At 73.4% G+C, this 12,512-nt stretch carries 12 protein-coding genes; 9 read left to right on the top strand and 3 right to left on the bottom strand.

Translation table 11 applies throughout. The features are described 5' to 3' along the window. The first annotated feature begins 35 nt into the window (after positions 1–35). Complete coding sequence (locus ACFCV8_RS23720; protein WP_376687424.1) at positions 36–800, top strand: SAM-dependent methyltransferase; 765 nt, start codon at positions 36–38, stop codon at positions 798–800. A 69-nt stretch (positions 801–869) separates the two neighbouring features. Next, the gene (locus tag ACFCV8_RS23725; protein WP_376687425.1) at positions 870–1,406 is read left to right on the top strand and encodes a hypothetical protein; all 537 of its coding nucleotides are present in this window, start codon (positions 870–872) and stop codon (positions 1,404–1,406) included. Here ACFCV8_RS23725 and ACFCV8_RS23730 read toward each other — a convergent pair. Next, positions 1,382–2,047 carry a class I SAM-dependent DNA methyltransferase gene (locus ACFCV8_RS23730; protein ID WP_376687426.1) on the bottom strand — a complete coding sequence of 222 codons (666 nt, stop codon included), beginning with the start codon at positions 2,045–2,047 and terminating at the stop codon, positions 1,382–1,384. The genes ACFCV8_RS23725 and ACFCV8_RS23730 overlap by 25 nt on opposite strands. A gap of 421 nt (positions 2,048–2,468) precedes the next feature. Here ACFCV8_RS23730 and ACFCV8_RS23735 point away from each other — a divergent pair, with 421 nt between their 5' ends. The 4 genes from ACFCV8_RS23735 to ACFCV8_RS23750 all read left to right on the top strand — a co-directional run bounded on the left by ACFCV8_RS23735 (position 2,469) and on the right by ACFCV8_RS23750 (position 5,930). Beyond that, positions 2,469–2,999 carry a toxin-antitoxin system HicB family antitoxin gene (locus ACFCV8_RS23735; RefSeq protein WP_376687427.1) on the top strand — a complete coding sequence of 177 codons (531 nt, stop codon included), beginning with the start codon at positions 2,469–2,471 and terminating at the stop codon, positions 2,997–2,999. Positions 3,000–3,139: 140 nt separating this feature from the next. After that, the gene (locus tag ACFCV8_RS23740; protein WP_376687428.1) at positions 3,140–4,030 is read left to right on the top strand and encodes a DUF4097 domain-containing protein; all 891 of its coding nucleotides are present in this window, start codon (positions 3,140–3,142) and stop codon (positions 4,028–4,030) included. Positions 4,031–4,122: 92 nt separating this feature from the next. Beyond that, positions 4,123–5,139, top strand: a complete 1,017-nt coding sequence (locus tag ACFCV8_RS23745) for an ATP-binding cassette domain-containing protein (RefSeq protein WP_376687429.1) — start codon at positions 4,123–4,125, stop codon at positions 5,137–5,139. Further along, the gene (locus ACFCV8_RS23750) at positions 5,139–5,930 is read left to right on the top strand and encodes an ABC transporter permease (RefSeq protein WP_376687430.1); all 792 of its coding nucleotides are present in this window, start codon (positions 5,139–5,141) and stop codon (positions 5,928–5,930) included. Before ACFCV8_RS23745 ends, ACFCV8_RS23750 begins: the two co-directional genes overlap by 1 nt. Positions 5,931–6,152: 222 nt before the next feature. Here ACFCV8_RS23750 and ACFCV8_RS23755 read toward each other — a convergent pair whose 3' ends face one another. Then, a complete protein-coding gene (locus ACFCV8_RS23755) occupies positions 6,153–6,797 on the bottom strand; it encodes a sigma-70 family RNA polymerase sigma factor (protein ID WP_376687431.1) in 645 nt (214 codons plus the stop codon). A 62-nt stretch (positions 6,798–6,859) separates the two neighbouring features. Between ACFCV8_RS23755 and ACFCV8_RS23760 the strand changes: the two genes are divergently transcribed. Beyond that, positions 6,860–7,687: an alpha/beta fold hydrolase gene (locus ACFCV8_RS23760; RefSeq protein WP_376687432.1), complete on the top strand. Its 828-nt coding sequence runs from the start codon at positions 6,860–6,862 to the stop codon at positions 7,685–7,687. A 15-nt stretch (positions 7,688–7,702) separates the two neighbouring features. Here the strand turns inward: ACFCV8_RS23760 and pip are convergent, their stop codons facing one another. Further along, complete coding sequence (gene pip, locus ACFCV8_RS23765; RefSeq protein ID WP_376687433.1) at positions 7,703–8,701, bottom strand: prolyl aminopeptidase; 999 nt, start codon at positions 8,699–8,701, stop codon at positions 7,703–7,705. A 398-nt stretch (positions 8,702–9,099) separates the two neighbouring features. Here pip and ACFCV8_RS23770 point away from each other — a divergent pair, with 398 nt between their 5' ends. Further along, positions 9,100–10,734, top strand: a complete 1,635-nt coding sequence (locus tag ACFCV8_RS23770; protein WP_376687434.1) for an ABC-F family ATP-binding cassette domain-containing protein — start codon at positions 9,100–9,102, stop codon at positions 10,732–10,734. An 81-nt stretch (positions 10,735–10,815) separates the two neighbouring features. Next, entirely contained in the window at positions 10,816–12,480 is a 1,665-nt protein-coding gene (locus ACFCV8_RS23775) for an ABC-F family ATP-binding cassette domain-containing protein (RefSeq protein WP_376687435.1), read from the top strand. The last annotated feature ends 32 nt before the right edge of the window (positions 12,481–12,512 follow it).

Consider the following 12,512-nt stretch of genomic DNA (forward strand, 5'->3'; position numbering starts at 1 on the left):
TCGCCGGCGGGTCCGCCGGCGTTAGCGTGCACCGCATGACCGAAACCGATCTTCCGCCGCGTCTGACCCGGCTCACCTTTCTCGGCCCCCTCTCCGAGGCGCGGGCCGCACGGATCGTCGGCCGGCTCGCCGGGGCCGCCCCCACGCGTGTGCTGGACCTCGGCTGCGGCTGGGGCGAGTTGATGCTCCGCGTCCTGGAGGCGGTGCCGGGGGCGAGCGGGACGGGGATCGATCTCAGCGCCCCGGACCTGGCCCGGGGGCGGGCGAACGCCGGGGCCCGCGGGCTGGGCGACCGGGTGGAGTTCATCGAGAAGTCCGCGGCCGGGACCGACCACGGCCCCGCCGATCTCGTCCTGAGCATCGGGGCCGGCCACGCCCTCGGCGACGCCGCTCCCCCGCACCACATCGCCGAAGCGCTCGCCGTACTGCGCCGGAGCGTCGCGCCCGGGGGGCGGGTCCTGTTCGCCGAGGGGTTCTGGCAGCGCTCCCCCACCGCCGCCGAACTGGCCGCGATGTGGCCGGGCGCCCGCGCCGACGAACACCACGACCTGGCCGGGCTCGTCGACCTCGCGGTGGCCGCCGGATTCCGGCCTTCCTGGATCGAGACGGCCGGTGACGACGAGTGGGAGGACTTCGAGTCCGGCTACCAGTCGGACGTGGAGGAGTGGCTGGCCGCCCACCCCGGCCACCCGCTGGCCCGGGAGACCCGCGAACGCGTCGACCGGCACCGGACGAGCTGGCTGCGGGGCTACCGGGGCGTGCTCGGGATGGCCTACCTCACGCTGGTCCCGGTGGACTGAACGGTGCCTCACGCCGGTCCCGGGGCCGGGGCGTGAGGCACTGTCAGACCCCGGAGCTAGGGTCCCGTCATGGCCAACCGCTCCTATCTCTACTCAGCCGACACCCCGCCCACCGCGGACGCGCTCCCGGACACAATCCGCTGCGTCTCCGAGCACAACTGGAGCATTCCGCTGGCGCACCGGCTGCTCGTCGGGCGCGGGACGTCGATCGTCCCCTCCATGATCTGGAATCCGCGGATCGGGATCGCCGCCGACTTCGACGGCGGAGCCGAACTGCTCCTCGGTCTCCTGCGCGTGGTCGGCCGGGGCCTCGAGGGCGACGCCGCATTCGCCGAGTGCGTCGCCAGGACCACGGCCCACCTGGACAAGCAGCGCGACCGGCTCTTCGTGCTGGAGACGGGCGAGATGCTCTCGCTCCACGACGAGGACCCCGAGGCGGCGGTGGAGTCGCTGGCCGCCCGGGACATCCCCGAGGCCGTGGCCCGCGCCGAGGCAGCGATATCCGGCGGGGACGACACGTGGCTGGCCTCCGTCCGGGCCGGCTGGCAGGAGCACTTCGCTTCCTTCTACGGCGACGCGCTCTACTTCTCGTTCCCCTCTCCGTAGGCGCGGCGCATCAGCAGGTGGCCGCGGCGGAACCGTTCCCCTTCGCACGGCTCGCGCAGCATCCGGCCGACCTCGGTGAACCCGGCCTCGCGGGCCATGTCCGCGAGGCCGTCGAGCGGCCACCGGTAGGCCGTCGTCACCTTGTGGTCGAACGCGGCGACCGGTCCGCCCTCCGACTCGAAGAAGGCGAGCAGGAGGTGGCCGCCGGGCGCGAGCATCCGCCGGAACTCGGCAAAGTACGGGGGAAGTTCGCCCGGCGGAGTGTGAATGACCGAGTACCAGGACACGATCCCGCGCAGCTCGCCGTCGGCCAGGTCCAGGGCGTCCATGGAGCCGACCTCGAACCGCAGGTCCGGGTACGCCCGACGGGCGAGGTCGATCATCACCGGCGACAGGTCCACACCGAAGGCGTCCAGCCCCAGGTCCCGCAGGTGCGCGGTGAGGTACCCGGGGCCGCACCCCAGCTCGGCGACGGGCCCGCCGCCCGCGGCCGTCACGAGCTCGGCGAACACGGCGAGGAACGAGCGGTCCAGCGGCAGCTCGCCGAGCGAGTCACGGGCGAGGTCCGCGTAGAGGGAGGCCACGGCGCCGTAGGCGTCGGCCGTCGTCTCCAGGTAGGAGGAGGGGGCGAGTTCGGTCATGAGCGAGGACCCTACGGCCTTTCCGGTACCGCGGCGGCCGCATCGCGCCACGGACACGGGCGCGGCACCCCACGCCTGCCGCGCCCCCGGGCCGGCGCCCGGGCCGGTCCTCGCCGCGAAGCCCGGCCGCGGGACATGCCGGGCGCCGGCGCCGTAGCCGTACCGGCTCCGCCGCGGCGCCCGAACCGCGACGGCACCGCCCGGCGCGCCGCCCGTGACGGGTTCCCGCACCGTCGTGACACCACCACGCCCCCACCATGGCACATACGTGGCGCCAAGCACTCGTCGGAGTGGCGCCAGGGAGCACCACGCGGCGCCACCGGGAGCCGTCAGGCCAGGGAAAGAGCAGGTCAGAGACCCACGCGCCAAGCAGGCGCCACATTGGCTCGACGTGGCACCACATGTGTGCCATGATGGCGTCATGGACCTCACGCCCTACGTGGACAACCTCCGCCAAGAACTCGCCGTGGCGGCGAACGCCGGTGGCGACGAAGCCCGCGCCCTGGCCGAGCGGCTCACCGCTCCCCTGGAGTCCGCCGCCCGGCTGACACTGCTCAACGCACTGTCCGCGGCCATGGGCGAGGTCACCCGGGAGCTGGCGCCCGGTTCGGTCGATGTGCGGCTGCGCGGGCTCGACCCCGAGTTCGTCGTGACGCAGCCGTCCGTGCCCGAGCCGTTCCAGGAGGCACGGGCGCCGCTCGCCGGCCCCGCCGCTCCCGTACCGTCCCCGCCGCCCGCGGACGCCGACGACGGCGCGATGGCGCGGATCAACTTCCGTCTCCCCGCGCACCTCAAGAGCCGGGCCGAGAGCGCGGCGACGGCTGAGGGGCTGTCGGTCAACGCCTGGCTGGTCCGCGCCGTGTCCCTCGCGCTCGACGGCAAGGAGCGCCCGGGCCCGTCCGCCCGGGGCACGGACTCGGGCGGCCGGGGCTTCACCGGCTGGGTCCGCTAGAACCCGCGTCCGGGCCGGACCGGCCAGGGCCCCCTTCTCACTTCCTTCGCTTCCACCGGCGGATCGCCGATCCGCCGACGCACCCCATCGCCCGCCCCACCTGCGGGATCACCGGCGCAAGCCACGAGGACGGGACAGCCATGCCTTCTTTCGAGACCCCCGAGCCGATCTCCGCCACCTTCGAGCTGGAGGTCGGCACCGCCCGCGTCACGGCGGGCAAGCGCACCGAAACGGTCGTGGAGGTGCTGCCGCGCGACGGCTCCGACGACAACGACGTACGCGCCGTGCAGCAGACCCAGGTCACCTGCTCGGACGGCCGCCTCACCGTGCGGACCCCCAGGAAGCGGTCCCTGTTCGGGAAGCCCGGCGCCATCGAGGTGAGCGTCGAACTGCCCGCGGGGTCCGAGATCCGGGGCACCTCGGGCATGGGCGACCTCGTCTGCGAGGGACGCTTCGGGAGCGTCACGCTCAAGACCTCGCTCGGCGACATCCGGGTGGAGGAGGCGGCGGGCGCCGACCTGAGGACCGACCACGGCGACATCCGCCTCACCCGCTCGGCCGGGGACGCCGAGATCACCGGCTCGGGCCGGATCGAGATCGGCACGGTCACCGGCGCGGCGACCGTCAAGAACGGCAACGGTGCCACCGGGATCGGCGAGGTCACCGGAGCCCTGAAGTGCCAGGCGGCCAACGGCGACATCTCCGTGGACACCGCGCACGGCCACGTCACCGCCAAGTCCGCCAACGGCCGGATCGAGATCGGCGTCGCCCACGACGGGGTCCACGCGGTGGCGTCCAACGGCCGCATCCTCGTCGGCGACGTGACCCGCGGCCGGATCGAGCTGCGCACCTCCGTCGGCGACCTCGAGGTGGGCATCCACGAAGGCACCGCGGCCTGGCTCGACCTGAACGCCAAGTACGGCACGGTACGCAGTTCGCTCGGCTCCTTCGAAGGTCCCGCGGACAGCGACGAGACCGCCGAGGTGCACGCGCGTACCTCGGCCGGCGACATCGTCGTACGCCGCGCCTGACCCTCCGCCCGCTCGCCCCGCTCAGCCCGCTCAGCCCGTTCCGCCTGTTCTGCCCATCCTGCTCGTCCCGCCCCTCCCGGAAGGAAAGCGGCATGACTGCTGCCCGGACGTCCGCGCCGACCACGGCGACCGCGAAGGCCCCGGCGATCACCGCCACCGGACTGCGCAAGTCCTACGGCGACAAGCTCGTGCTCGACGGCATCGACCTGGACATCGCCGAAGGCTCCGTCTTCGCGCTGCTCGGGCCCAACGGCGCCGGCAAGACCACCACCGTGGAGATCCTCTCCACACTCCTGCGCGCCGACGCGGGAACGGCCCGGATAGCGGGCCACGACCTGGCCCGGGACACCGTGGCGGTCCGTTCCCTGATCGGCGTCACCGGCCAGTTCTCGGCCGTCGACAATCTGCTGACCGCCGAGGAGAACCTGCTCCTCATGGCCGACCTGCACCACCTGGACCGGCGCGAGGGCAGGCGACGGGCCACGGAACTGCTGCGCCGCTTCGAACTGTCCGACGTGACCGGCAAGACCGCCGCCACCTTCTCCGGCGGCATGCGGCGCAAGCTCGACCTGGCGATGACCCTGGTCGGCGACCCGCGGATCATCTTCCTCGACGAACCCACCACCGGGCTCGACCCGCGCAGCCGGCGCACCATGTGGGACATCATCCGCGGTCTGGTCGCGAACGAGGGCGTCACCATCTTCCTGACCACCCAGTACCTGGACGAGGCCGACCAGCTCGCCGACCGCATCGCCGTACTGGACCACGGCAGGCTGATCGCCGAGGGCACCTCCGACGAGCTGAAGCGGCTCATCCCCGGCGGCCACATCCGGGTACGGTTCGCCGATTCCGGGGCCCTGGAGGCCGCCGCGGGCATCTTCGGCATCGCCGCCCGCGACGAGGAGTCCCTCACCCTGCGCATCCCCAGCGACGGCTCCCTCCCCAACCTGCGGGCCGTCCTCGACACCCTGGAGACCACCGCCGTGGCGGCCGAGTCCCTCACCGTCCACACCCCCGACCTGGACGACGTCTTCCTGACCCTCACCGGCCGGCCCCGTCCGGCCATCACCACCGCGGCCGCCGCCGTGCCGTCGAAGGAGAACGTCTGATGGCCACCCTGTCCTACGCCGTCCGGGACTCCCGCACGATGCTGCGGCGCAACCTCAAAAAGGCCCTGCGCTACCCGTCCCTGACGTTCACCGTCGTCATCATGCCCGTCATGATGCTGCTGCTGTTCAACTACGCCTTCGGCAACGTCCTGGGCGACGGCATCAGCCAACTGCCCACCGGCAGCGGCGCCTACATCGACTACGTGGCGCCCGGCATCATCCTGATGGCCGCCACCTCCGGCGCCCTGACCAGCGCGATCAGCGTGTGCGTCGACAAGACCGAAGGCATCGTCAACCGCTTCCGCACGATGCCTATCTCCCAGTCGTCGTTCCTGACCGGCCATGTCATGGGCAGTGTGATCCAGACGATGATCGGCATCGCGTTCGTCATCGGCGTCGCCCTCCTGCTGGGCTTCCGCCCCGACGCGACCCCTGTCGAATGGCTCGCCGCCCTCGGCCTGCTCGCCCTGCTCACCTTCGCGCTCACCTGGCTCTCCGCGGCCATCGGCCTGGTCGCCAAGACCGTGGAGAGCGCCAGCAACATCCCGATGCCGATCACGTTCCTGCCGTTCCTCGGCAGCGCCATCGTGCCGACGGACTCCATGCCCGCCGGGCTGCGCTGGTTCGCCCAGTACCAGCCCTTCACCCCGGTCATCGAGACCCTGCGCGGCCTGTGGCTGGGCACCGGGATCGGCTCCAGCGCCGCCATCTCCCTCGCCTGGTGCCTGGCGCTCTCCCTGATCGGCTACGTCTGGGCCCGCCGCACCTTCAAGGCCGGCGCCGCACGGTAGACCGCTCCCCGGGACGGCCGGTGCCGTACGGCTCGACTCGCCGACGCACACCGGCCGTCGAGCCGTATCCGCATGCTGTGTGCCAGGCGGCCCAGGGGTGCGGCGCACAGCAGGGTGCGCGGCGACGGTGGCGGTTTCCCGGGCGCCCTCGAACCTGCCGCTGACCGGCAGGTCGCGGGCCGTCGCCGGGCTGCCGGGCGCGGCCGGCCCGCCGTTCGGCGTCTACTGCCCGGCGCCCTCCCGGGGGCTCCGGGCGGCGCCCTCGAACCGGTCGCGCTGGATACGGTGCGCGAGCGCGCGGCGCACGGAGGGCGGGGCGGCGGGGGTGGCGGCCTCCTTCGGGGGGACGTCGAGGGCGCGGCCGATCCTGTCGTACACGTCCTGGCAGCCGCCGGGCAGTTCGGCCCGGTGCAGGCGCAGGTCCTCTTCGACGAGGCGGCGCAGCTCGTCGACGTTCCGGGGGGTGAAGCGTTTCCTTCCCCGGGCGAGGGCGTCGGTGTACCGGGTGCACAGGGCGGTGCCGTTCAGGGTGTGCGCGATCGTCTCGGCCAGGGCCCACAGGCGCCCTTCGAGCCAGGGAGCGTCGTTCTGGTCCAGGGAGAGGTCCACCGCGGGGCGGGGGCCGTCCGCGTGGAACTTCACCACGTGTCTGGACACGGCGGGCTGGCTCATGTCCGCGAGCCTGGCGATGCGTTCCTGTGTCCAGCCGAGGCCGGTCAGCAGTTTGATGAGTTCGGCGCGCAGTCCGCGTGCCTCCTCGCCCGCGCGGATGACCTCGTTCGCCGCGGCGAGCATTCGTCCGGCCTGTTCCTCGGTCAGTTCCTCCGGCGGTTCCCCGCCGGTGCGGTGCCTCTCGTCGCTCGCCATGACCGCTCCACGTTCGCATAACCCGGTTGTACAACCAGGTTATACCTGTCAGGGTCCGGGGCATGCCCACTTTTCACGCATCTGACGGGACCCGGCTCGCCTACCGTGTGCACGGGGACGGCACGCCGCTCGTCTGCGTTCCCGGCGGTCCTGCCGACTCCCGCTATCTCGGTGACCTCGGCGGTCTGTCGGCGCACCGTCGTCTGATCGTCCTGGACCTGAGGGGAACGGGGCGGTCCGCGCCGCCCGAGGACGTCTCCTCCTACCGCTGCGACCGTCTCGTCGAGGACGTCGAGTCCCTGCGTGCCCACCTCCGTCTCCCGGCGATCGACCTTCTCGGCCACTCGGCCGGGGCGGACGTCGTGACCCAGTACGCGGCACGGCGCCCCGGGAACGTCGGCCGGGTCGCCCTGATCGCCCCCGGAGCCCGGGCCCTGGGGATCAGGGTGAGTGCCGGGGCCCGGCGCGAGCTGGCGCGGCTGCGTGCGAACGAGCCGTGGTTCCCGGGGGCGTTCGCCGCCCTGGAGGCGATCATCGAGGGCACCGGGGAGGACTGGGAGGCCGTCGGCCCGTTCTTCTGCGGCCGGTGGGACGGGCCGGCCCGGCGGCACCGGGCGGCGAGCCGCCCGGACAACGCGCAGGCCCTCGCTCTCTTCGGGGCCGAGGGCGCCTTCACGCCCGGGGCCACGCGTGCGGCGCTCGCCGCTCTCTCGGCTCCCGTCCTGCTGCTGGCCGGGGAGTTCGACCTGAACAGTCCTCCCGGGGCGGTCGCCGAGACGGCCGCGCTGTTCCCCCGCGGCACGCTCGCCGTGCAGCCGGGGGCGGGGCACTGTCCCTGGGTCGACGACCCGGACCGGTTCGTGGCGGCCGTCGCGGCGTTCCTGGAATAGGGCCTGTCCGACGGGTCAGGAACGGGGGCGCGGGACCTGGTTCCCCTGCTCCTCCCGCGTCCGGGCGAAGCGGTCGAGGGCCGTGTGCACCGCGGCGCTCATGGCGGCGCTGCCCTTGTGCCCCGCGTCGTCGATGACCACGAGTTCCGCGTCGGGCCAGGCGCGGGTGAGTTCCCAGGCCGTGTCGAGCGGTCCGCTGATGTCGAGGCGGCCGTGGACCAGGACTCCGGGGATGCCGGCCAGGCGCCCCGCCTCGCGGATCAGCAGGCCCTCCTCCAGCCAGGCCCCGTGGGCGAAGTAGTGCGAGCAGATCCGTACGAGTCCCAGCCTGGCCCGGGGCGGGCGGCCGGTGTACGGGTCGGGGGCGCCGTTGGGTTCCGCGGAGAGCACGGCGTCCTCCCAGGCGCACCAGTCCGCCGTGGCCCCGGCCCGTACGTCCGGGTCGGGGCTCGCCATGCGGTGTGCGTACGCGGCGACGAGGTCGCCGTCCGTCTCGGCCTCGGGGACGCCGTCCCTGAAGCGCTGCCACTCCTCGGGGAAGAAGCGGCCCGCGCCCCGGTAGAGCCAGTCGATCTCGTGGCGGCGGGTGGTGGTGACGGAGGCGATCACGATCTCCGAGACCCGCGCGGGGTGGCGTTCGGCGTACGCCAGGATGAGGGTGGATCCCCAGGACCCGCCGTACAGCAGCCACTTGTCGATGCCGAGGTGCCGGCGCAGCCGTTCCATGTCGGCGATCAGGTGCTCGGTGGTGTTGAGGCTCATGTCGGTGTCGGGGTCGGCGGCGTGGGGGGTGCTGCGGCCGCATCCGCGCTGGTCGAACAGGACGATGCGGTAGCGCTCCGGGTCGAAGGAGCTGCGCACGCCGGCCGAGCAGCCCGAGCCGGGGCCGCCGTGGACGACGAGTGCGGGTTTTCCGTCGGGGTTTCCGCAGGTCTCCCAGTAGACGAGGTTGCCGTCGCCGGTGTCGAGCATGCCGTGGTCGTAGGGGTCGATCGGCGGGTGGGGGGCTGCCATGTCCGGGTCTCCTCCATCGGGTCGGCGGAACGCGAGGGGCGTGCAAGTGCGGGGCGGGGTGCGGGGTTTGCCGGGTGTGCCGGGGCCGTCGGGGTGCGCGGGACGGCCGGGGGCGCGGGCGGAACGCCCTGTGCACGCCACGTGAACCGTATCCCGTGCCACGGGTCCTGTTAGGCTCGCGAGGCGGCGGGTGCCCCACGGGTGCCGGCCGTGCGGCGTGCTGAACGTACGAGGAGACCAGACATGGCGGTTGACGACGACATCTCGGGGTGAGACCCCGTCCTGTCGGGCCACCGGCCGATGCCCAGGAGCATCGCCGTCGTGGCCGTTTCGTCATCCCCTTCTTCCATGTCCCGGGCACCGGCTGACGCCTGCCCGTACTTTTCCGAGGTCTCACCATGTCCGACGCCTCCGTCATCTGCTCCGGCCTGTCCTTCGCCTGGCCCGACGACACTCCCGTCTTCGAGGACCTGTCCTTCGCCCTGAACGGCGACCGCACCGGCCTGGTCGCCCCCAACGGCTCCGGCAAGAGCACCCTGCTCAAACTGATCGCCGGTGAACTGCGGCCGCGCACCGGCTCCGTCCTGGTGCACGGCACACTCGGCCATCTCCCCCAGAGCCTCCCGCTGACCGCCGGGCTCACGGTGGCCGAGGTGCTGGGCATCGCCGAGGTGATCTCGGCCCTGGACGCCGTGGAATCGGGGGACGTGAGCGAGGAGCACTTCACGGCCATCGGTGACGACTGGGACATCGAGGAACGCACCCGGTCCCAGCTGGACCGCCTCGGCCTGGCCGGGCTGGACCTCGACCGGAGCCTGGGCACCCTCAGCGGCGGCCAGATCGTCCAGCTCGGCCTGGCCGCCCAGCTGCTGAAGCGGCCCGACGTGCTCCTTCTGGACGAACCGACCAACAACCTCGACCTCGATGCCCGGCACCGGCTCTACGACGTGCTGGAGGAATTCAACGGCTGTCTCCTCCTGGTCAGCCACGACCGGGCGCTGCTGGACCGCATGGAACGTGTCGCCGAGCTCCACCACGGCGAACTGCGCCTCTACGGCGGCAACTTCACCGCGTACGAGGAGGCCGTGCACGCCGAGCAGGAGGTCGCCGAGAAGAACGTCCGCAACGCCGAGCAGGAGCTGAAGCGGGAGAAGCGGGAGATGCAGCAGGCCCGCGAACGCGCCGAACGCCGCGCGAGCAACGCCGCCCGCAACCTCAAGAGCGCGGGCCTGCCGCGCATCTTCGCCGGGAACATGAAGCGCGGCGCCCAGGAGTCCGCGGGCCGCTCGGGGCAGCTGCACGCCTCCCGGGTCGGTGAGGCCAGGGCCCGGCTCGACGAAGCGGGACGGGCCCTGCGCGACGAGCAGCGCATCACCCTGGACCTGCCGGACACCGTCGTACCGGCCGGGCGCACCCTGGTCCTCGGCGAGCGGCTGCAGGTCCGCCGCGACGGGCGGGACCTGTTCGCCGGGGCGGGCATCGACCTGACCGTCCGGGGTCCCGAACGCATCGCGCTGACCGGACCCAACGGCAGCGGAAAGACCACCCTGCTGCGGCTGATCGGCGGCGAACTCGCCCCGGACGGCGGGCACATCACCCGGGCCGACGGGCGGATCGCCTCCCTCTCGCAGCGGCTGGACCTGCTGGACACGGACCGTACCGTCGCCGAGAACTTCGCCGACCGGGCACCGCAGCGGCCGGAGGCGGAACGGATGAACCTGCTCGCCCGCTTCCTCTTCCGCGGTCCCCGGGCCCACCTCCCGGTCGGGGTGCTGTCCGGCGGGGAGCGGCTGCGCGCCACCCTGGCCTGCGTGCTGTGCGCCGAACCGGCCCCGCAGCTGCTGCTCCTGGACGAACCGACCAACAATCTCGACCTGGTGAGCGCGGGCCAGCTGGAGAGCGCGCTGGGCTCCTACCGGGGAGCGTTCGTGGTGGTCAGCCACGACGAGCGGTTCCTCGCCCGGATCGGCGTGGACAGGTGGCTGCGTCTGGGCGACGGCCGGCTGGCCGAGACGGGGGCACCGGGGATGTGAGCCCGGGGTGCGACCGGGCCCGCGCCCGAGGCGGTCCGACCGCCCGGCGGGCCGCACTCCGATCACCTCAGGTGGACCACCATGCCCCGACCCGCTCTGCTCGCCACCGACGTCGTCCGCACCCTGGGCACCCGACGGGTGCTCGACGGCGTCAGCCTCACCGCCTCCCCCGGCCACCGCATCGGCCTGATCGGGGAGAACGGTGTCGGCAAGTCGACCCTGCTCCGGCTGCTCGCCGGGGCCGACGAGCCCGACTCCGGGACCGTCACCCGTCCCGCCGATCCGGGCTTCCTGCACCAGGAGCTGCCCTTCGACGCCGCGTCACGGATCGCCGACGTGCTGGACGAGGCCCTGCGCGAGGCCCGCGAGGACCTCGCCGAGGTCGAACGCCTCGCCGGTGAACTCGCCCTGGCCGAACCGGACTCCCCCGGCGGCTCCGCGCTCCTGGACGCGTACGCCCACCGGCTCGAACAGGCCCGGGAACGGGAGTCCTGGGACGCGGACCGGCGTGCCGCGGCCGTGCTCGACGGGCTCGGTCTCGGCGCGCTCGGGCACGACAGGACGCTCGGTTCCCTCTCCGGCGGGCAGCGCGGCCGCCTCGCCCTGGCCGCCCTGCTGGTCCGGCGCCCGTCGGCCCTGCTGCTGGACGAACCGACCAACCACCTCGACGACCGCGCCGCCGCCTTCCTGGAGGAGCAGGTACGCGCCATGCCCGGGGCCGTCGTGGTCGCCAGCCACGACCGGGCCTTCCTCGACGCCGTCTGCACCGACCTGATCGACCTCGATCCGGCCGTGGACGGCCCCGTCCGCCACGGCGGCAACTACAGCTCCTACCTGGCGCACAAGCACGCCGAACGGGAGCGCTGGGAGCGGCGGTACGCCGAGGAGCAGGAGGAACTGGCGGCGCTGCGCCACTTCGCCGGGGTGAGTGCGCACCGGGTGGCGCCCGACCGGGGACGGCGCGACAACGAGAAGATGGGCTACGGCCACCGGGGCGGCCGGGTGCAGAGCCAGGTCTCGCGCCGGGTGCGCAATGCCACCCGCAGGCTGGAGACGCTGGAGCGCGGGCAGGTCGGCGAGCCGCCGAGGCCGCTGCGTTTCCACGGCACCGTGCTCACCGCCGCCCCGCCCGGCACCGCCCCGGAGGGCGGGGGCCCGGAGGGCGAGGGTCCGGAGGACGGGGTGCTCGTCGCCCTGCGCGGCGTGCGGGTGCCGGGGCGGCTGGCCGTCGGTCATCTGGAGGTGACCGCGGCCGAACGTCTTCTCGTCACCGGAGGCAACGGGGCGGGCAAGTCGACGCTGCTGTCGGTGCTCGCCGGACGGCTCACGGCCGAGGGCGCGGTGCGGCGGCGGCCGGGGCTGACGGTGGGGCTGCTGGCCCAGGACACCGTCTTCGCCCGGCCCGACCGGACCGGGCGCGAGACCTACGGGCACGTCCTGGGCGCCGAGCGGGCCGAGGCCCTTCCGCCGGACTCACTGGGGCTGCTGCACCCCGCGGACCTGGACAAGCCGGTCGGCCATCTGTCGGCCGGCCAGCGCCGCCGGCTGGCGCTTGCGCTGCTGGTGGCGCGCCCGCCGCAGCTGCTGCTGCTCGACGAGCCCACCAATCACCTGTCCCCGCGGCTGTGCGACGAACTGGAGGACGCCCTGGGCACCGGGCCCGGTGCGATCGTGCTGGCCAGTCACGACCGCTGGCTGCGCGGCCGCTGGCAGGGCCGCGCGCTCGAACTGGCCGGCCCGGCCTGACGGAACCCTGCGCGGCGCCCGCCCCCGTTCAC

Source organism: Streptomyces sp. NPDC056347, from assembly GCF_042262625.1.
Lineage (GTDB): Bacteria > Actinomycetota > Actinomycetes > Streptomycetales > Streptomycetaceae > Streptomyces.